This is a genomic window from Micromonospora avicenniae (genome assembly GCF_900156065.1).
GTDB lineage: Bacteria > Actinomycetota > Actinomycetes > Mycobacteriales > Micromonosporaceae > Micromonospora > Micromonospora avicenniae.
In genome coordinates, this window is the sequence record NZ_FTNF01000024.1 from 25,800 (window position 1) to 45,158 (window position 19,359).

Annotated in this window: 16 protein-coding genes and 2 tRNA genes; 7 read left to right on the top strand and 11 right to left on the bottom strand. The window is 69.8% G+C overall.

Annotated features, from left to right (window positions below):
• Window positions 1–154: 154 nt before the first annotated feature.
• The 3 genes from BXA10_RS25755 to BXA10_RS25765 are packed head-to-tail and all read left to right on the top strand — an operon-like array spanning window position 155 to window position 1,858.
• Window positions 155–877 carry a class I SAM-dependent methyltransferase gene (locus BXA10_RS25755; RefSeq protein ID WP_076473435.1) on the top strand — a complete coding sequence of 241 codons (723 nt, stop codon included), beginning with the start codon at window positions 155–157 and terminating at the stop codon, window positions 875–877.
• A gap of 60 nt (window positions 878–937) precedes the next feature.
• Complete coding sequence (locus tag BXA10_RS25760) at window positions 938–1,300, top strand: hypothetical protein (protein WP_139338147.1); 363 nt, start codon at window positions 938–940, stop codon at window positions 1,298–1,300.
• A 15-nt stretch (window positions 1,301–1,315) separates the two neighbouring features.
• Window positions 1,316–1,858: a GrpB family protein gene (locus BXA10_RS25765; RefSeq protein WP_076473437.1), complete on the top strand. Its 543-nt coding sequence runs from the start codon at window positions 1,316–1,318 to the stop codon at window positions 1,856–1,858.
• 6 nt (window positions 1,859–1,864) lie between these two features.
• Here the strand turns inward: BXA10_RS25765 and BXA10_RS25770 are convergent, their stop codons facing one another.
• A complete protein-coding gene (locus BXA10_RS25770) occupies window positions 1,865–3,307 on the bottom strand; it encodes an MFS transporter (protein ID WP_245828495.1) in 1,443 nt (480 codons plus the stop codon).
• Between BXA10_RS25770 and BXA10_RS25775 the strand changes: the two genes are divergently transcribed.
• On the top strand, window positions 3,260–4,159 hold the full coding sequence (locus BXA10_RS25775; protein ID WP_245828496.1) for an ArsR/SmtB family transcription factor: 900 nt from the start codon (window positions 3,260–3,262) through the stop codon (window positions 4,157–4,159). The genes BXA10_RS25770 and BXA10_RS25775 overlap by 48 nt on opposite strands.
• A 97-nt stretch (window positions 4,160–4,256) precedes the next feature.
• Here the strand turns inward: BXA10_RS25775 and BXA10_RS32285 are convergent, their stop codons facing one another.
• The 8 genes from BXA10_RS32285 to BXA10_RS25815 form a co-directional block, all read right to left on the bottom strand.
• Complete coding sequence (locus BXA10_RS32285; protein WP_245828498.1) at window positions 4,257–4,544, bottom strand: type II toxin-antitoxin system RelE family toxin; 288 nt, start codon at window positions 4,542–4,544, stop codon at window positions 4,257–4,259.
• Window positions 4,541–4,825 (bottom strand): type II toxin-antitoxin system Phd/YefM family antitoxin, encoded by a 285-nt coding sequence (locus BXA10_RS25785; protein WP_076473479.1) that lies wholly within the window; start codon window positions 4,823–4,825, stop codon window positions 4,541–4,543. The genes BXA10_RS32285 and BXA10_RS25785 overlap by 4 nt, the downstream gene beginning before the upstream one ends.
• A 218-nt stretch (window positions 4,826–5,043) precedes the next feature.
• Complete coding sequence (locus BXA10_RS25790; RefSeq protein ID WP_076473439.1) at window positions 5,044–5,574, bottom strand: DUF6036 family nucleotidyltransferase; 531 nt, start codon at window positions 5,572–5,574, stop codon at window positions 5,044–5,046.
• The gene (locus BXA10_RS25795; protein WP_076473440.1) at window positions 5,571–5,870 is read right to left on the bottom strand and encodes a hypothetical protein; all 300 of its coding nucleotides are present in this window, start codon (window positions 5,868–5,870) and stop codon (window positions 5,571–5,573) included. The genes BXA10_RS25790 and BXA10_RS25795 overlap by 4 nt, the downstream gene beginning before the upstream one ends.
• A gap of 212 nt (window positions 5,871–6,082) precedes the next feature.
• Window positions 6,083–6,156, bottom strand: a tRNA-Ile gene (locus BXA10_RS25800).
• Window positions 6,157–6,438: 282 nt separating this feature from the next.
• Window positions 6,439–7,680 (bottom strand): NAD(P)/FAD-dependent oxidoreductase, encoded by a 1,242-nt coding sequence (locus BXA10_RS25805; RefSeq protein ID WP_076473480.1) that lies wholly within the window; start codon window positions 7,678–7,680, stop codon window positions 6,439–6,441.
• Window positions 7,673–9,793, bottom strand: a complete 2,121-nt coding sequence (locus BXA10_RS25810) for an MMPL family transporter (protein ID WP_076473441.1) — start codon at window positions 9,791–9,793, stop codon at window positions 7,673–7,675. Before BXA10_RS25810 ends, BXA10_RS25805 begins: the two co-directional genes overlap by 8 nt.
• 251 nt (window positions 9,794–10,044) lie before the next feature.
• Window positions 10,045–10,120, bottom strand: a tRNA-Asn gene (locus BXA10_RS25815).
• Between the two features lie 283 nt (window positions 10,121–10,403).
• On the opposite strand from BXA10_RS25815, the gene BXA10_RS25820 reads away from it, so the two are divergent.
• The 3 genes from BXA10_RS25820 to BXA10_RS25830 all read left to right on the top strand — a co-directional run bounded on the left by BXA10_RS25820 (window position 10,404) and on the right by BXA10_RS25830 (window position 15,548).
• Window positions 10,404–10,781 (top strand): hypothetical protein, encoded by a 378-nt coding sequence (locus tag BXA10_RS25820; RefSeq protein ID WP_076473442.1) that lies wholly within the window; start codon window positions 10,404–10,406, stop codon window positions 10,779–10,781.
• Window positions 10,782–11,056: 275 nt separating this feature from the next.
• A complete protein-coding gene (locus BXA10_RS25825; RefSeq protein ID WP_076473443.1) occupies window positions 11,057–14,386 on the top strand; it encodes a ThuA domain-containing protein in 3,330 nt (1,109 codons plus the stop codon).
• Window positions 14,387–14,477: 91 nt separating this feature from the next.
• Window positions 14,478–15,548 (top strand): sugar phosphate isomerase/epimerase family protein, encoded by a 1,071-nt coding sequence (locus tag BXA10_RS25830; RefSeq protein WP_076473444.1) that lies wholly within the window; start codon window positions 14,478–14,480, stop codon window positions 15,546–15,548.
• A gap of 143 nt (window positions 15,549–15,691) precedes the next feature.
• Here BXA10_RS25830 and BXA10_RS25835 read toward each other — a convergent pair whose 3' ends face one another.
• Together BXA10_RS25835 and BXA10_RS25840 are read right to left on the bottom strand one after the other, a co-directional pair.
• A complete protein-coding gene (locus BXA10_RS25835; protein ID WP_076473445.1) occupies window positions 15,692–16,699 on the bottom strand; it encodes a sugar phosphate isomerase/epimerase family protein in 1,008 nt (335 codons plus the stop codon).
• Window positions 16,700–17,214: 515 nt separating this feature from the next.
• Window positions 17,215–19,332: a ThuA domain-containing protein gene (locus BXA10_RS25840; protein WP_076473446.1), complete on the bottom strand. Its 2,118-nt coding sequence runs from the start codon at window positions 19,330–19,332 to the stop codon at window positions 17,215–17,217.
• Between the last annotated feature and the right edge of the window lie 27 nt (window positions 19,333–19,359).

A 19,359-nucleotide genomic window follows, 5' to 3' on the forward strand; every position in this document is an offset into this window, starting at 1 on the left:
CATCGGCGTCCGCCCGGACATGCCCCTGACACGCTCCTGACACGACCGCTGACACGGTGGCCGGCTGCGCGTCGTCGGCCTGCTGGGCGCGTTCGTCCCGCGCGGAATCCGCGGCTGGCCGACAGGTCCGAGGTCCGGCAGGTAGCCTCGGTCGATGTTCTCGCCCCACGGCCCGTCACTGCGTGAACTGTGCGTTCAGGCGCTCTCCTCGGTCGAGTGCGGCTACGACCTGCTGGCACCGAAGTTCGACCACACGCCCTTCCGCACGCCGGAGAGCATCCTCGGCGCCACCGTGGAAGAGCTGTCCGACCTCGGGCCGTTCGACAGGGGCCTGGACGTCTGCTGCGGTACCGGCGCGGGAATGCTCGTCCTCAAGCCCCTGTGCCGTGGCCAGGTCACGGGGGTCGACTTCAGCACCGGCATGCTCGCGCAGGCACGGCACGCACACCCGGACGCCACCTGGGTACGCGCCGACGCCCGGGCCCTCCCGTTCGCCGGGGACTTCGACCTCGTGGTCACCTTCGGCGCGCTCGGGCACTTCCTGCCCGCCGAACGCCCCGCGCTCTTCGACGGGATGTACCGCGCGCTACGGCCCGGCGGGCTACTCGCCTTCCCGATCGGCGCACCGCCGTCCCCGTTCTCGTTCTCGCACTGGGCCGTGCTCGGGTTCGACCTGGCCATGCGCGTCCGCAATGCCGTCTGGCGCCCGCCGTTCGTCATGTACTACCGCACCAGCCCGCTGGTCGCGGTACGCGACGACCTCACCGCGGCCGGCTTCACCGTGCGAGCCGTCCCGTTGACGGCCCTGGGGCGACGCCGGGACGGCAGCCCTCGATGTCAGCTCGTCCTCGCACGCAAGCCGGCGAACCCACACTGATGCCCGCTCGCCGACCCGCCGCCCGCTCGCCGGAGGCTGGGAAGTCACTACGCTCGTCGCGTGGTTCATCCATCAGCTGACAACCCCGTCGTCGCCGTACGCGTCGAGCGCGTGGGCGACCAGTACAGCGTTCACCTGCGCCGGTCTGACGGCAAGCTGTCGGTGACGCACGGGGCGCAGGTCACCGGCGGCCTTCGCTACCCGGGTGACGTGCTGGTGCACCTGCTCGCCAACGGCGTGCCGATGGAGGACGCGGCGCATTGTGTCGAGGAGTTGGAGCCGGGTTTCGACGCGTCGGTGGAGCTGAACAGGCGGTCCGAGACCGACATGGCTGCCTGGCGGATGGCCGACCACCTTCGGCGGGAGCAGCTCAAGGCGCAGTTTCGACGGGACCGCGGCAGCAATCCGGCGATCCACGACTGACCGCGACCGGACCCCGTGCGGGACGCGCCACGAGTTGCGCGGCCGGAATGGCAGGCGAACGGTAGAGCTGGTCAGCAGCGGCTGTTGTCGGAGGTGCTGCCTTCGGCGCTGAGCATCGAGCACTTCGGGTCTACCAGCATTCCCGGAGTAGCGGCCAAGCCCATCATCGACATCCTGGCGGTAGTAGCTGAGGTTGACGGGGTAGTCGCCGACCTCCGACCTCTTGAGCAGCTTGGGTACGTCTACCGTCCGATGGCCTTCCCCGAGGACGATGATCACTTGTTCTTCGCGAAAGACACCGACGGGAAGCGAAGCCACCACCTACACGTCTTCGGCGCCACGTCGCTGGTGCCCGAGGCGAACCGAGTCTTTCGCGCCTACGTCGCGGCCAATCCCGACGCTGCCCGCCGCTACGAGGCGGCAAAGAGGCGTGCGGCCGAGTTGCATTCCCACAGCCGGGCGCAGTACGGCGCCGCGAAGGAAGAAATGATGACGCAGTTGTCGGCCGAGGCCCGCCTGTGGAGCCTTTCGGCAGGGCACCAGTCGGCACAGGGTTAGAACTTTTCAGTCAGCCAACAGCGACCCGTCCAGCTGTCGTCGGACCAGCGCCATCGTCAATGACCCCGCGAGGAGGAACAGCACGCCGAGAAGGATCCAACCGGGCAAACCGTGCTCGATCGCGGTCGCCGTCACGACCAGCGGCGCGAGCATCGAGCCCAGTGCCGCTCCGGTCTGGCTGACACCCTGGTACGCGCCGACGTTGGCCGGGTCGGCAAGCTCGAAGGCGAGCGTCCAACTGCCTGCCTCGGACAGGATCTCGGCGAGGCTGTGTGCCACGGTCGCGAGCGTCAGCATCACCACGACGACAGCGATCGCGCCGTGGGCGGACATGGCGTACAGGCCGCAGGCCAGCGCGAGCAAGGTACCGGCCCCGGCGACCGCGCGGCCCGCCGAGCGGATGGCTTTCGCTCCGCGTGCCGCCCAGACCTGAAGTAGCGACACGATGACGGTGTTCAATGCCAGCAGCGCCGCGATGGTCGCCGCAGGTGCCTTCGTCGAACCGGCGACCCAGAGTGGTACCCCCACCGTGAGCATGCCGACTTGCATGCTCATCACGGCGTAGAGGCCGGTGATGGCCAAGTAGGTCCGGTCGCGCAGTGGTGATTGGCGTACGCCGGCCGGCCGAGACCCGTTGGCCGCGCGGGGCTCGGCACCGCGGTCCATCCGGCGCAGCAAGAGTGCGGAGACGAACAGCAGTGCTCCGGTGGTGAGCATCGCCAGCAGATATGCCGGTTTCGTGTCGAGCACGAGGGCGACGGCTGCCAGCCCGGTTCCCGCGCCGATGAAGGCGTTGGTGACCACTCGCAGACGGGCGCGTATCTCCACGCGGTCCGGGCCGGTGAACGACTCGGCAATCATCGTCGTCAGGGCGGTGCGCTGCATGGCCTGTTGCCCGACGGCGGCGCAGGCGACGACAACGAACGCGGCCGGGGTGTGCACCAGGAGGTAGGCCACCAGCGCCAGGCCCTGGCCGGCGGTCGTGACGAGCAGCACCCGGCGCGCGCCGACGACACGGGCCAGGTGGCCCGCAGCGAACGCAGCGGGGACGGCGACCGCCCCGGCGATCGCCAACCCGAACCCGACCGTGGTCGTGGCGAAGCCGGCGACGTGGGTGAAGAACAGCACGCTGACGCTGAAGAAGACTCCCTTGGAAAGCGAGCTGGTCATGGTGGCCCAGGTCAGCGCGCGGGCGATGGGATCGTCCGGACGTAGGTACCGCCGAACCCAGCCGGCCGCCGCCGACCTGTGGCGGTCTGTCACAAGAAGCATGCCGTCAGTTGTCGCAGCGTACCGGCCGACCACGCCAACGATGTAGCCTTTTGCTTCATGGTCCGGTACGAGCTGCTCGGCATGGATGTGGCCGATCTCCGATTCGCGGTGTCCCCGCTCAACGAGGCGGTGCTGTCCCTGCGGGCTTGGCGCGATCCAGGGCGATTTCCGCTGCATTTGCGCTGGCTACGCACGCTCGAAGCCGTGCGCGGCAGACTTGACGAGGCCATGCTGCTCGCATTGACGGACGTACGGCTGTGGACACCCGATTTTCTCAACCCGCGTCCGCACTCACCGCTGACCCGCTTCGACGACGAACTCGCGAAACTGGCCGGTACCGACCTGACGGTCATCGAACGAGACCTGCGAGCGGTGCACGGCGCGATGCCACTTCCCGAACCACTACAGGGTTCCGCCACAGAGGTACTCAACCGGATCATCGATGCGCTCACCGCGTACTGGCGGTTGTGCTTCGAGCCTCACTGGCCACGGATGCGGGCGATCCTCGAAGGCGACGTCACGTTCCGCGGACGACAAATCGCCCAGCGGGGTCTCGCCACGATGCTCAGCGGATTGTCGGACACGGTGCGGCTCGTCGGAAACGTGGTCGAGGTACGGCTGCGCTCGAAGCTCGACTACGCGCGACCGGCAAATGGCGAGCTGACCCTGGTGCCGAGCCTGTGGGCCGTCAACGCCTCGACACCCATCTCGGCCGACGAGTCACCAATGATCCTCTATCCAGCGCGTGGCGCGGCGACCTTGTGGGAGCCGCAGGCTTTGCCCGCGCCGGACGGTCTCGCAGGACTTCTGGGCACCACTCGGGCCGGTCTGCTCAGCCATCTCGACACGCCCGCCTCCTCCACCGAGTTGGCTGCCCGCCTCGGCGTCACCCCGACAGCGGTCAATCAGCACCTTCGAGCATTGCGTGCCGGCGGACTGCTGGTCGGCACCCGACACGGCCGATCGGTGCTCTACCGCCGCTCCGACCTCGGCGACATGTTGGTTGCCTCGGCCGCTCCGCATTCGTGAGGCCCTCGTAGGCTGGGTGGCCGCGAACTACTACCGAGCCGCGAGACGAGCCCAGCCCTTGAGCGACAGAAGAATCAGGAACGGAGACCCAGGGACGTCACGAACGGTACACATCCCTTCGATGATCAATGTCCACAACGGTCACGGTGTGGTTGTCGTCGTCGATGCGGTAGATGATCCGGTAGGTGCCTCGCCGGGCACTGAACCGATCAGACAACGGCGGCAGCAAGCGCTTCCTGATTCGATAGGGCTCTCGAACCAACGGCCCGGTCATGAACTCGTACGCGGCGACCGCGACGGCCTCCGGCAACCGTTCGGCGAGCGCTCGACGGACGGTCGGCGTGGTGCGCAGCGTGTACGGATCCTCCGGCAGCCGGGGACTCACGCGGCCGAGGCGCGACGGGCGCGAATGGTCTCCGCAAGCTGGTCGGCGGACACCTCTTCACCTCGGGCCAGTTCCGCGTCGGATTCGGCCAGCCGTCGCAGGGTGCCCGCATCCCCGAGAACCGCGACGGTTTCCTCCAGACGCTCCAAGTCCTCCACCGAAACCAGCACGGCGGACGGCCGACCATGCACGGTCACAGTCACCCGCTCGTGGTGGTCGTGCACCCGCCCCACCAGCTCAGAGAGCCGGGCCTTCACTTCCCCCAACGGCAGCATCGTCATGGTCACAAGTATGACCAAACCTGTCGGAACATCCACCGTTCCTCTAGATGCCACGCCGACGGTTCGCATGGTGACCACATTCCGCCACGAACCAGCAGGTCAGGAAGGTGCGTGGGCCGGAGGTACCACCAGGCGAACCACACCGCCACGATCGCCGGTGAGCCGCTGCCGCTGCATTCGCATAGTTCCTGAAGGGTGCTGGAAGCCTGATGGCGGAGCTACGAGTCGTCGAAGATGTCTTCGAGCACGAGTCGTGCCCGGCCGGGGACCTCCTCCTCCGGAAAGATTTCCGTGCACAGGGCGAGGACCTGCTCCGCGCTGGTCAACCCGAGGTGGTCGACCAGGAAGCGGATGTCCTCGGCGTCCCGCCGCCGTGCGGCAAGCACCTTCATGGCCAGCAGATGTTCCGGAGACGCCGCCGCCACCCGCAGACCGGGGTGGTCGAAGACGCGGGGAGCCGTCGCATCGCCCCCTGGAGCGACATAGGCACTCGCCTGCTCGTTGAGCCACCAATGCGGCAGGCCCAGTTCATCCGCCACCGCACGAGCCTCATCGAGCACGATGCCATGAGGTTGGAACACCGCGTCGATGTCCCGAGTAGCCCGCCGGGCGTCGTAGGCCAAGGCCATCGCCGCCCCGCCGAAAATATAGAGGTCCGCGACCACACCTCGCCTCGACAGCCGGTCCCCGAGCCGGCGGAAGGCATCCTCGATCGCGGCGCGGTCCAGCAGTGGATCACTGACGCTCACGCGACGTTCAACTCCTGCGCCGAGACGTACACGCCTCGACGACGGAATGCTGCTGGCGCGTGTACCACCGCGTCGACCCGGGCGGCCGGGGTGTTGAAGGGGAACCAGAACTGCCGGAGCGACCGCGCCTCGACCCACGGCGGAGCACCCCGCCCATCCTTGGCTGCCAGGTGTTCCGTCAATGCCGCCAGGAACACGTCCCAGCGCTCGTCGCCGGTGGTCGTCGGTTCCTGGTCCAATAGACCGGCGCGCATCTCGGCTGGTTCCCAGCGGTACTCCTCAAGGAACTCGGCCACCAACCGCCACCGTCGCGTCTCGTCGGATCCGACGAGCAGAGCAGCTAGGCGTGCCACCGTCAGTGGCTCGTATCTCGCGGCGCGGTTCCTCACTCCCTTGACGCTAGTACATTCGACGGCGAACTCGCGGCCAGCCACAGTCCTCGCCGAGGAGCCGAGCAGCGCGTCATAACACGCCGAGGTCGACTGATTCACACGAGAGATCAACAAGGTGGGGCGGGCGGGACTCGAACCCGCGACCGAGGGATTATGAGTCCCCTGCTCTAACCGGCTGAGCTACCGCCCCGGCACCGCGCGGATCTTATCCTGGCCGGTCGATCATCGGCCAGGGGCGGAACCAGCGCTGTCGCTCATCGGCGTCGCCGGTGTAGCAGCACGATGGGCAACGCGAGGATAACAGCGCGCAGCCTGCCCGCCGGGGCGACGCCCCATAACCGGTCCTCGTCGCTCCGGCCGCCGCCGGAACGAGCCGGAGCGGCCGGAGCCGGAAGGAGCGGGAGCCGGAACGAGCCGGAGCGGCCGGAGCCGCGCGCTCATCCGGATCGGGCCGGGGTCGGATAGTCGTCGCTCACCTCCCGCCGTCCCGGAGTTGCCTCAGCACCGCGCCTGCGGCCCGCCAGCCGCTCGTCAGCGCCCCCTGGATGGACGGGCTGTCCCGGTGGTCACCGGCCACGAAGAGCCCGTCGCCGAGCGCCACGGGCTTGCGCAGCCGCCCTTGCGGCGGCGGTGCGGCGGGCAGCGCCTCGGGAACGGAGACGGTGGTCAGGTGCGTCCAGTCGGCTGTGGACCGTCCGTAGAGCCGCTCCAGTTCCAGCCGTACGGCCGGCTCGGGTGGGGGCGTCGGACCGACCACCGAGGTGGCCACCAGGTGCCGCCCGGCCGGCGCGTACGTGGGCGCGGCCCGGCTCGCGACCACCGTGTTGGTGATCAACTCGCGACGATCGCCGTCGAGGAGCAGGATCGGCTCGTCGACCGGGGGCTGGTCGGTGCTGTGGTAGTAGGTCGTGTAGCTGTGCATGCGTACCGCTCTCAGGGCCGGTAGCAGTGTGGTCGCCGCCGGCGGGTCGACGGCGACCACGACGGCACGGCAGCGGATGTCGCCGGCCTGGGTGCGGACCCGCCGGGGAGCGACCTCGGCGACCGGGGTGTCCAGGTCGATGAGGTCGGCCGGCAGCGGTGCGGCTACCGCCCGCGGCAGCGCTGCCATCCCCTCGGCGGGCAGGCCGTTGCGGCCGCGCGCGAACGAGCGGAGCACCATCGCGAAGACCCGACTGGAGGTCTCCAGTTCCCGGTCGATGAGAACCCCGGAGAGGAACGGGCGGATCAGCTCCTCGATGAGCGCGTCGGAGAGCCCGGCGCGGCGCAGCGCGACCTCGGTGGTGATCTCCGGCGCGTCGAGCAGCCTCCCGGCGGGCAGGGTGGCGCAGCCGGCGGCCAGCCCCGCGAACCGGAGCCGGTCGAGCAGCGTGCCGACCCCGGCGAACGCGGTGCCCGGGGCGGCGACCGGTTCGCGTAGCGGGTTGACGAGCCGGACCAGCCGGTCACCCTTGCGGACCAGCACACCGGCGGTGAAGTACCCGAGTCGCAGGCTGTTCACGTCGAGCAGGGCGCCGAGCCGTGGGTAGGCGGTGTTGAGCACCTGGAAGCCGCGGTCCATCAGGTAGCCGTCGACCTCGTCGGTGGCGACCCGGCCGCCGAGCCGGCCGCCGGCCTCCAGCAGCCGCCAGGGCACGCCCGCACGGTGCAGCCGGCGGGCGGCCGCGAGGCCGGCCAGCCCGCCGCCGACGATGACCACGTCCGTCTCAGCCAGTGTCACGGCGTCCCTCCGCACGGCTCGTCCGGGCCAGCCGGCCCGGCCACCAGATGGTCGGACCGATGTCGTACGCGAGCGCGGGCACCAGCAGCGAGCGCACGACGATGGTGTCGATGAGTACGCCGACCGCGACCGCGGTGCCCAACTCGACCAGGACCACGAGGGGCAGCACGGTGAGCGCGGAGAACGTCGCGGCGAGCACGATGCCGGCGGAGGTGATCACGCCGCCGGTGACCGCGAGGCCGGCCAGGACGCCGGCTCGGGTGCCGCGGCGCACCGACTCCTCGCGGACCCGGCTCATCAGGAAGATGTTGTAGTCGATGCCGAGGGCGACCAGGAAGACGAAGGCGAAGAGCGGGAATGCGGCGTCCACGCCGGGGAAGTCGAAGACGTGGCGGAACAACACGCCGCAGAGCCCGAGGGTGGCGGTGAACGAGAGCAGCACCGTCGCGATCAGCAGGAGCGGGGCGAGCAGGGCGCGCAGCAGCAGGGACAGGATGACGGCGATGACCGCCAGCACGACCGGGATGATGACGTTCTGATCCCGTTCCGCGGCGGCGGTGATGTCCACGTTGGTGGCGGTGAAACCCCCCACCAGGGCGTCCGCGTCGGGTACCCGGTGCACCGTCGCGCGCAGGTCGCGGATGGTCCGCTCCGCGCCCGTGCTGTCCGGCGGGTCGGTGAGCGTCGCCTCGAGCTGGATCCTGCCGTCGACGACCAGCGGCGGGCCGGGTGGCCCGGTACCCGCCGTCCGCTCGCGGGTGACCGGTCGGACGTCGGCCACCCCGCGGGTGCCCTGGGCCGCCTCGGTGACCTGTCTCGCGGCGGCCTCGTTTGCGATGATCGTGGCCGGGCTGCCGGTGCCCGCCGGGTAGTGCCGGGCGATCACGTCCTGGCCGGCCACCGAGTCGGTGCGTTTGGTGAACAGGTCGGACTGGCCCAGCGTCGTGGTGCCGAGTTGGATGAGACCGATCGCGAGCACGCCCAGCCCGACGGCGGTGATCAACCAGACGGGGCGGGCGCGGCGGGCCACGAAGCCGGCGATCCGGCTCCAGAGCCCGTGCTCGATCTGCGTCCCGCCCGGGTCGTACCGGGGCCGTCGCGGCCAGAACGCCCACCGGCCGCCGAGCACCAGCAGCGCGGGCAGGAACGTGAGCATCACCAGCAGGGTCGCGGCGATGCCGACGGCGGCGACCGGGCCGAGTGCTCGGTTGGAGTTCAGGCTGGAGAGCAGGAGGCAGAGCAGGCTCAGGATGACGGTGCCGCCGGAGGCGATGACGGCCGGGGCGGCGCCCCGCCAGGCGGCGCGCATCGCGTCCCACGGGCGGTCGTGCCGGTGCAGTTCCTCGCGGTAGCGGGCCACCAGCAGCAGCGCGTAGTCGGTGCCGGCGCCGAAGACCAGCACGGTGAGGATCCCCTGTGCCTGCCCGTTGAGGGTGACCAGGTCGGCGTCGGCGAGCAGATAGACGAAGAGCGACGCCAGGGCGTACGACATCCCGGCGGCGAGCAGCGGGAAGACCCAGAGCACCGGGCTGCGGTAGACCACGAGCAGAATCACCAGCACCACGCAGAGGGTGACCAGCAGGAGCGCCCCGTCGATGCCGGAGAAGACCTCGATCAGGTCGGCGAGCAGGCCGGCCGGGCCGGCGACGTCCACGGTGAGCCCGCCACCACCGTCGCCGGTGATGGCGCGCAGCTGTTCGACTACCGTGCCGATCCGTTCCCCCTCGGCGTCGTCGATCGGTACGACCACCTGCAACGCCTGCCCGTCCGCGCTGGGGATGGGCGGCGGCAGCGGCCCGACCACGCCGGGGACCTGGGCGAAGCGGGCGGCGTCGGCGCTCACCTTGCGTTTGTCGGCGTCGGTGAGGCCGGTGGTGCGTTCGTAGACGACGAGGGCGGGCGTCGTCTGCCGCTGGATGAAGCCGCGGGAGAGCTCCTGTGCCCGGGTGGCTTCCGCGTCGGCGGGAAGGAATGCGGCGTTGTCGTTCGTCGCCACGTCGGAGAGCCGTCCCGAGTACGGGCCGGCGAGCCCGCCGACGACCAGCCACGCGAGCACGACGACGAGCGCGACAAGTGTGGCCCGGCCGCGACCCAGCGCTCCGGACATCCGCCCCCACCCGTGATTCGACGTGCCGGCGGACGTAGGCGACCCTGACGCCGGCACCGCTCATCCTGCCCGGCCAAGCGGGCGTTTTCGGGCCAAACGGGCTAAATATCATGGGCCCCAGGGGTCCCCGTACAAGCCGGACGCCCGGGCACAGAAAGGTCGTCGTAGCGGGGCCGTCCGTGCGGTCGGCCGCCAACGGCCACGACGGGGAACGACGAACGCCCGCCGGCAGTACCGACGGGCGTTTCGAGTGGCTCCCCCGATTGGACTCGAACCAATAACCTGCCGGTTAACAGCCGGCTGCTCTGCCAATTGAGCTACAGGGGACCGCCGTTGCCCAGTTCCGGATCTCTCCGGCCCCGTGCGACGGTGACAAGAGTACAGGACTCCCAGGGGTGTTGGTCCAGGGGGTTACCGCCCCGAGCACGCGGGTGGCCGGGCGGGTGGCAGAATCGGCAAGTCGGACAAATCGCCATCAGGGCACAAGCAGGTATGAGCGCGGAGCAGGATGGGTAGTTAGCTGCGGACGACGGAACGCAGGCGCGAGTTGGTCGTACCGCCGGGAGTGAGCCCGGCGGGCGACGGCGCGTCAGGTACGGAAGGAGCCGCCATGCGCGGAAAACTGATGTTTCTTGGCGGGCTGGCTGCGGGATTCGTCCTGGGCGCCCGTGCCGGCCGGGAGAAGTACGAGGAGCTGATGATCCGGGGCCGTAAGGTGCTCGACCACCCCACCGTGCAGGAAGCGGCGGGTGTCGCGCAGGCCCAGGCGACCCGGCTCTACAGCGAGGGCAAGGACAAACTCGGTCAGACCAAGCTGGGCGAGAAGCTGACCGGCAACGGCAGCAAGCACGGCCTGACCGCCGCCGACGACGCTTTTGCGGGCTCGCCGGCCACCGTGGGCGCGAAGTCCGGCCCGAACTCGGCCAGCGGCGGTGCCGCCGCCGGGTCGACCAGGCCCAAGCCATCCGGCTCGGGCAGCACCCTCTGACAACAGCGCGTACGGACCCGGCCGCCATGCTGGCGGTCGGGTCTGTGGCGTGTCCACGCATGTCAGATGGTTCGGCCGGAACCCTGACGACTTTCTCCGATTGAAGCAAAAGTTCAGCCGCATAGACGAAAACTTTTGGCGCTCGCCTCTTTTATTCAGTGGCGGGCGCCAATATCGTCCTGCGTAGAACCTGGCCAGGCTCTCGGTACTCCCCCGCGACCTCCTCGGCGACGTCACGACGCTGAGGCGGACCCGCCCGACCAGAGCGAGGTTCGATGCGCAGACCCATCGGCCGAAGAGCCGCCACCTACCTGAGTCTTCTCACCCTCGTCGGCGCGACGCTCGTCGCGACCGAGCCGCACGGGGCCGCACCGGCACAGGCCGCCCCGGCCCCGGACAACAACGGCATCCAGTACAAGGTGCTCGTCTTCACCCGATCCGCGAACGGCGGCCACGCCGCAACCGCCGCCGGCGTGGAGGCGATCCGGGAACTCGGCAACGACCGCCGGTTCACCGTGGAGGTGACCGACGACGCCCGGAAGTTCGACGAGCCGCATCTCAAGCAGTTCCGCACGGTGGTGTTCCTGAACACCTCCGGCGACGTACTCGACGACGACCAGCAGGCCGCATTCGAGCAGTACTACCGCGACGGCGGCGGCTTCGTCGGCGTGCACTCCGCGATCGAGGCGGAGCCCGGCTGGGCCTTCCTCGACAACGTGCTCGGCACGCGGGCCGTCGGTGCGCCCACGCCGGCCAGCGCCGCCAGGGTGACCGTCGCCGACCGGGTGCACCCGGCGTCCGCACCGCTGCCGGAGCGGTGGAACACCACCGACCGGTGGTACAACTTCGCGGCCAACGTCCGGGGTGTCTCGCACGTCCTGGCCACGGTGGACGAGAAGACGTACAGCGGCGGCAGCATGGGCTTCGACCACCCGATCACCTGGTGCAAGGACTACCAGGGCGGCCGTTCGTTCTACACCGGGCTCGGCGCCACTCCGGAAAGCTACGGTGGCGCCGACCTGCGGGCGCACCTCGCCGGAGCTATCCAGTGGGCGTCCGGGGCCACGAACGGCGACTGCGGCGCGACGGTGTTGGCCAACTACCAGATGACGGTCATCGGCGCGCAGCCGAACGTGAACGAGCCGATCGGCTTCGACGTGCTTCCCGACGGCCGGGTGATCCAGACCGACCGCCGTGGCGGCGTACGGCTGCACGACCCGGAGACCAACACGACCAGCGTGCTGGCCCAGATCCCGGTCTACACCCACAGCGAGGACGGGATGTACGGCCCGGCGATCGACCGGGACTTCGCCACCAACAAGTGGGTCTACCTCTACTACGCGCCGCCGCTGAACACTCCGGCCGGCGGCGCGCCGACCACGAGCACCGACCCGGCGGCCTGGGACCCGTGGAAGGGCTACTTCCAGCTCTCCCGGTTCAAGTTCGTCGACGGCGAGACCCCGAGCCTGGACGTGGCGTCGGAACAGAAGATCATGCAGGTGCCGGTGGACCGAGGCGCATGCTGCCACGTGGCCGGTGACATCGCCTTCGACTCGCACAACAACCTGTGGCTGGTCACCGGTGACGACACCCCGGCCGGCGGCGGCGGGTCCGGTGGCTTCTCCCCGCACAACGACTCGGTGAGCGCCACCGGCGTCTACCAGGCGCCGTTCGTGGACGCCCGGCGCAGCTCGGCCAACACCAACGACCTGCGCGGCAAGCTGCTCCGCATCACAGTGCAGCCGGACGGCAGCTACACGGTGCCGGCGGGAAACCTCTTCCCTGAGGCGCAGGACCCGGGCGACAAGACCCGGCCGGAGATCTACGCGATGGGCTTCCGGAACCCATTCCGGCTCACCCTCGACAAGGACGACCGCGCCTACGTCACCGACTACTCACCGGACTCGTCGACCCCGGCGGTCGGGCGGGGGCCGGCAGGCACCGGCCGGATGATGGTGGTCGACAAGCCGGCCAACTACGGCTGGCCGATGTGCGTGCAGCCGAACCTGCCGTACATCGAGATGAATTGGACCACCAACCCGATCTCCCCGGTCGCGCCGTTCGACTGCGCGGCACCGCGGAACACCTCGCGGCACAACACCGGCCTGACCGACCTGCCGGCGGTGGAGAAGTCTGAGCTCTGGTACTCGTTCCAGGCACCGACCCCGTGCCCGGAGTCCTACCTGTCCACCCCGACGCAGACCTGCCCCGTGCTCTTTCCCGAGTTGGGCACCGGCGGGGTCGGGCCGCACGGCGCGGCACGCTACGACTTCGACCCGGAGCTGAGGTCGGAGACGAAGTTCCCCGCATACTTCGACGGCTCGATCTTCTTCGGCGAGTTCACCCGGGACACGCTCAAGGAGATCCGGCTGGACGGCCAGGGCGACATCCTGAAGATCAACGACGTGCTGAACTGCGGCCAGGGGCCGAGCACCCCGGCGAAGCCGTTCCTCTGCGACAACCCGATGGACATGAAGTGGGGTCCGGACGGCAACTTCTACCTGCTGACGTACGGGGACGGATTCTTCAACGTCAACCCGGACGCGGCGATGCTGAAGTTCAGCTACGTCAAGGGCCTGCGGGCGCCTACCGCGGTGGTCGCGGCCGACCGCACCAACGGCGTCGCGCCGCTGAGCGTCAACTTCAGCAGTGAGGGGTCGAAGGACCCGGACCCGGCGGACTCCATCTCGTTCGCCTGGGACTTCGACGGCGACGGCACCACCGACTCCGTCGACCCGAACCCGACGTACACCTACACCGCCAACGGCGTCTACACCGCCCGGCTCACGGTGACCGACTCCAGCGGCAAGACGGCGTCGGCCAACACCACGATCACGGTCGGCAACACCGCGCCCACGGTCACCGTCGAGACCCCGCTGGAGGGTGGCTTCTTCAGCTGGGGTGACTCCATCCCGTGGTCGGTGACCGTCACCGACCCCGAGGACGGGGCAGTGGACTGCGCCAAGGTCGAGGTGACCTTCGTGCTCGGTCACGACAGCCACGGCCACGGCGAGGCCAACCAGTTCGGCTGCTCGGGCGTGCTGCCCACAGATCCGGACGACGCCTCGCACGGCGGATACATCTACGGCGTGGTCAGCGCGTCCTACACCGACCGAGGGGCCAACGGGCAGCCCGCCCTGACGACCGTGGACCAGCAGGTCATCCAGGACAAGCGGCAGGAGGTCGAGTTCGCCGCCGACCAGTCCGGCACCACGGTCGGCACCAGCGCCGACAGCGGTGGCGGGCAGCAGCGCGGCAGCCTCGACCCGGGCGACTGGATCGCGATCAACGGCACGGTGAACCTGCTCAACATGCAGTCGGTCACCCTGCGTACCTCGGGCGGCAGCGCGGCCACCGCCGGGCAGCCCCGGTTCGGCGTCGAACTGCGGCTGGACTCGCCCACCGGCCCACTGCTGAACACCGCCGTGATCAACGCGACCAGCGGCAACAACGCCTACACGAGCACCACCGTCCCGATCACCGACCCGGGTGGCGCGCACCGGCTCTACCTCCGGTTCACCACTGTCCCCGGCGGCCCGACCAGCGGTTTCGGAAACCTGAACTGGATCGAGTTCGCCGGTCAGGGCATCGGCGTCACCCCGTGACGCCGGGGCCGCGGGGCCGCCAGGGGCGGTCCCGCGGCCACCGCCCACCGTCCGCAACACCGGAAACCAGCACCGAGAGAGGCAGCAGCAGATGAACGAAAGTCAGCACGGAATGAGTCGTCGCCGGATGCTCGGCGCCCTGGCCGGCGTCGCCGGCGCGGCCGCCGTCGGCGCCACCGGCCTGGGCACCCCGGCCATCGCCGGCAACGGCCTGCTCGTCCCCACCGGCAAGCGCGGCATCATCCTCTACAGCGTCCGGGACCGGATCAGCGCGGCCCCGGACGCCACGGGCGTGCCGTACGGCTTCGAGCGGGTGCTCGCCCGAATCGCCGAGATCGGCTACAAGGAGGTCGAGTTCGCCGGCTACACCCAGCACACCTCGATCCTCGGCCGGCAGATCACGCCGGAGGAGATTCGCAAGATCCTCGACGACAACGGGCTGCGCGCCAACGGCTCGCACGCCTCCGTCCCCAGCACCGTCAACCCGACCACCATCGCCCAGTTCGAGCAGACCCTCGACACCGCCGAGATCCTCGGCATGACTCACATCGGCACGGGTAGCGACCCGACCGGCAGCAACTACAAGGCCGACTGGGACGCCGCCGTCGACCGGTGGAACACCTTCGGCGAGATGGCCGCCGCCCGTGGGCTCAAGCTGTACACGCACAACCACGACGCGGCGTACGACTTCCTGCGCGACAGCGGGCCGCTGGACGCCCAGGGCCGCCCGACCCGGTCGTCCGGCGTCCGCAAGCTGGAGTACTTCATCGCGCGTACCAACCCGGAGTGGGTCTGGTTCGAGATGGACATCTACTGGGCGCACGTGGCCCAGCACCGGTTCCGCAGCTACACCGACCCTGACGGGGTGACCCAGACCAGCGTCTTCGACCCGCTGGCCGTGGTCGCCGCGCAGCCCATCCGGTTCCCGCTGTTCCACGCCAAGGACGGCACCTACGACCCGGCCAGCGCGGCCGGCTACGCGATGGTGCCGCTCGGCGAGGGCGACATCGACTACGGCAACTTCTTCGCCAACATGGGCGCGAAGGGTTACCACAACCCGATGTGGGAGCAGGACAACGCGCCGGGTGGCGCTACCGACCCGGGCCGCTCGCTGCGGTACGCGGAGATCAGCTACCAGCACATGTCGGGTCTGCGGGGCTGACCGACCCGGCACGTGAACGCCAGGGGCCGCATCCGGTGCACGGATGCGGCCCCTGCCCGCTGTGAACCCGGGCCCACGCGCCCCGTACGACCGATCGTCTCCGGCGGCGGGAGCGATGGTGGTCGTCCGTGCGCGTCGGCGGATCAGTCCTTGCTGCTGAACGCCGCGTCGAACGCGGCCTCGGGCGCGTCGAAGGCGAGCCGGCGGACGAACTGGAGCGCCTCCGGCGCACCCACGAGCCGGTCCATGCCGGCGTCCTCCCACTCGATCGAGATCGGCCCGTCGTAGCCGATCGCGTTCAACGCCCGGAAGCAGTCCTCCCAGGGCACGTCGCCGTGGCCGGTGGAGACGAAGTCCCAGCCGCGCCGCATGTCCGCCCACGGCAGGTGCGAGGCGAGCCGGCCACGCCGGCCATCACCGGTACGCACCTTCGCGTCCTTGCAGTCGACGTGGTAGATCCGGTCGGCGAAGTCGAAGATGAAGTTGACCGGGTCGAGTTCCTGCCAGACGAAGTGCGACGGATCCCAGTTGAGCCCGAACGCCTCGCGGTGGCCGATCGCCTCCAGGGTCCGCTTCGTCGTCCAGTAGTCGTACGCGATCTCGCTGGGGTGCACCTCGTGCGCGAAGCGCACGCCCACCTCGTCGAAGACGTCGAGGATCGGGTTCCACCGGTCGGCGAAGTCCTGGTAGCCGCGCTCGATCATCGACGGCGGCACCGGCGGGAACATCGCCACCGCGTGCCAGATCGACGAGCCGGTGAAGCCGACGACGGTCTTGACGCCGAGCTTCGCCGCCGCCCGCGCGGTGTCCTTGATCTCCTCGGCGGCGCGCTGGCGTACCCCCTCGGGCTCACCGTCGCCCCAGATCCGCGCGGGCAGGATGTCCTGGTGCCGCTCGTCGATGGGGTGGTCGCACACGGCCTGGCCGACCAGGTGGTTGGAGATCGTGTAGACCTTCAGGTTGTGCTTGGCGAGGGTCTCCCGCTTGCGCTCGACGTACGAGTCGTCGGCCAGCGCCTTGTCGACCTCGAAGTGGTCGCCCCAGCAGGCGATCTCGAGACCGTCGTACCCCCATTCGGAGGCGAGCCGGCACACTTCGTCGAACGGAAGGTCGGCCCACTGGCCGGTGAAGAGCGTGATTGGTCGCGCCATTGTCCTTCTCTCCCCTGTGGTGATGGGGGATTCCGTACCTGCGGACCGGGGCGAGGGTGACCGGTGGTGCCCGGCGAGCGCGGCGATGCCGACGGGTACGCGTACGCACCTGGACCCGCCGGGTTGCGCCTCCCGCCGGATCGCCGGCCACCTCCACGATCGCCGCCCCCACTCTATGGCCGCCGCCACCGCCACGGAAGGCCTCGCCCGTGAGCGGCGACCGGCAGCGGCCGGAGGCGGCAGGCGGCGGGCGGCGGGCGGCGGGCGGCGGCGAGCTTCCCGGGGCCCTTCAGTGCGGGCGCACCCGGTGCCGGCGTGTCGTGATCCGGGTGGGAAGACCCGGCTGGGCCTGATGACTCAGAGGCATAAATATGCCGCTGAGTCATCAGGCTCCAGAGAAGGTGCGACGGGCGGCGGTGACCTGTCGGCGTCCGGCCAGCTCTACGCCACCGGCGACGGTGCCGGCCACCGCGCCCGCCGACCACCCGCACGACAGCCTCGGGGCAGGGTAAGGGTCAGGGCAGGATCCACTTCTGGTTCGCGGCACCCGTGCAGGTCCACAGGTGCACCGGCGTGCTGTCGGCGGAGTTGTTGCCGGAGACGTCCAGGCACTTGCCCGACTGCGGGTTACGCAACGTCCCGTCAGCCTGCGCCGACCAGTTCTGCGCACCCGTGCCGTTGCACGTCCACAACTGGATCTTCGTACCGTCCGCGGACCCACCACCCGACACGTCCAGGCACTTACCCAGAGCCCGGACCGTCGAATTCGGCGTCACCGTCCACGTCTGCGCGGCGCTGCCGTTGCAGGTGTAGAGCTGGATCTGGGTGCCGTCCGCCGTGGCGCCACTCCGCACGTCCAGACACTTACCCGCCAGACCCCGAATCGGACCCGTGCCGGACGTGCCGCCGCCGGTCCCCTTCACCAGGGTGAACTCGTCCACGTCGAACAGGCCGCCACCGGAGCCGGTGAAGGTCAGGTAGAGGTTCTGCGCGCCCGACGGCACGCCGGAGAGCGTCGTCGTCACGTCGGCGAACGTGGTCCAACTGCCGGTGTTCGGCACCGCCACCGAGCCGAGCAGCGGGCCGGTGGTCGAACCGGTACGGATCTGGATGGTGCCGCCCGGGCCGCCGGAGACGACCCGCGCCCGGAACGAGGTGACGCCGGTCAGGTCGACCCCGTTGTACGCCGCCCAGTCGCCCGGGTCGATGTAGCCGAGCGTCTGACCGCCGTTCGCGCCGGGCTTGCCGAACGCGCTGACCCCGCCGGCCGAACTGAACGCCTCCGCCTGGACGGTGGCGTTGCCGCCCGGCGGGGGCGTACCGCCGAGCTCCTTGATCCGGACGTTACGGAACGAGACGTCGTCGCCGGTGCCGTGGTTCTGCAGGCCGATGTGCCCGGCGAGCGAGCGGGCCGGGTCGGTGTTCGTGAAATCGTTGATCTTCGTGCCGTTGAGGAAGACCTGGAGCCGCTCCCCCTCGACGAGCAGTTCGTAGGTGTTCCACTCCCCCGGCGGGTTCAGTGCCGCGTCCCGGGCAGCGATGTCGGCCGACTTGAAGGTGTAGACCGCTCCGGTGGTGCGGTCGGCCGCGTCGGTGGCGTCGATCTGCACCTCGTACCCGTTGTCCACGGCTGACCAGGGGTCGCTCGACGGTGGGAAGCCGATGAAGACACCGGAGTTGTCGTCGCCGGCCATCCGCCAGTCCAGCTTCAGCGAGTAGTTGGTGAACTGCTTGGCGCTGTACCAGAGCAGACCCATCCCACCGACCGAGGTGAGGGTGGCGTCGGCGTTGGTGAAGTTGCCCGGTCCGGCCTGCGACCAGCCGGTGGTCGAGCCGTTGTAGAGGGCGGTGTAGCCGGTCTCGGGACGGCAGTCGGCCTTCGTCCGGCCGGCCGCGTACCGGATGCCGCCGAGCAGGTGGGCGCGGAACGCGGGCTCGGCGTACGACGCCTGGGTGTGGCCGCCGCCGGTGTAGAAGGCGCGGCCGCCGTTGTACGTCTTGCACCAGGAGTGCGGGTGGTCGGCACCCATCCCGCCGCCGGAGTAGGACGACTCGTCGAGGGTGGTCAGCACCCGGGCCGTGGAGCGGGCGTTGGTCTGGTAGTTGTACCACTCGTCGGTGCGGGTCCAGGTCTGCGGCAGGTGCGCCGTGGCCGCATGGCCTCGGTTCTCCACCTTGACGTTGGCCTGCTGGATGGCCGGATGCGAGGCGAAGTACGCGCCGACCAGGTTGCCGTAGAAGGACCAGCCGTACTCGGTGTCGGCGGCCGCGTGCACCCCGACGTAGCCGCGACCCGAGCCGATGTACGACTCGAAGGCGGTCTGCTGGCTGGCGTTGAGCACGTCACCGGTGGTGTTGAGGAAGACGACCACCTCGTACTGGGCGAGGTTGCCGGTGGTGAAGGCGGCGGCGTCCTCGGTCGCGGTGACCGTGAAGTTGTTCGCCGCGCCGAGGTCGCGGATGGCCTGGGTGCCGACCGCGATCGAGTCGTGCCGGAAACCGGCGGTCTTGGAGAAGACCAGCACGTCGTACGGAGCGTCGGCCGCGCTGGCCGGGGTTGCCGGGCTGGTGCAGGCGATGACGGCGAGGGCAGCGGTGGCCCCACCGAGGACGGATCGCAGAAGTCTGCGCATCTCAGCTCTCCTCAGACTGGTCTGGAG

Coding starts and splice junctions, on each gene's coding strand:
- BXA10_RS25755 (WP_076473435.1), top strand. CDS start 155: ATGTTCTCGCCCCACGGCCCGTCACTGCGTGAACTGTGCGTTCAGGCG.
- BXA10_RS25770 (WP_245828495.1), bottom strand. CDS start 3,307: ATGCAGCGGAAATCGCCCTGGATCGCGCCAAGCCCGCAGGGACAGCAC.
- BXA10_RS25785 (WP_076473479.1), bottom strand. CDS start 4,825: ATGACGATGCTGCCGTTGGGGGAAGTGAAGGCCCGGCTCTCTGAGCTG.
- BXA10_RS25810 (WP_076473441.1), bottom strand. CDS start 9,793: ATGTCCGGAGCGCTGGGTCGCGGCCGGGCCACACTTGTCGCGCTCGTC.
- BXA10_RS25820 (WP_076473442.1), top strand. CDS start 10,404: ATGCGCGGAAAACTGATGTTTCTTGGCGGGCTGGCTGCGGGATTCGTC.
- BXA10_RS25825 (WP_076473443.1), top strand. CDS start 11,057: ATGCGCAGACCCATCGGCCGAAGAGCCGCCACCTACCTGAGTCTTCTC.
- BXA10_RS25830 (WP_076473444.1), top strand. CDS start 14,478: ATGAACGAAAGTCAGCACGGAATGAGTCGTCGCCGGATGCTCGGCGCC.
- BXA10_RS25835 (WP_076473445.1), bottom strand. CDS start 16,699: ATGGCGCGACCAATCACGCTCTTCACCGGCCAGTGGGCCGACCTTCCG.
- BXA10_RS25840 (WP_076473446.1), bottom strand. CDS start 19,332: ATGCGCAGACTTCTGCGATCCGTCCTCGGTGGGGCCACCGCTGCCCTC.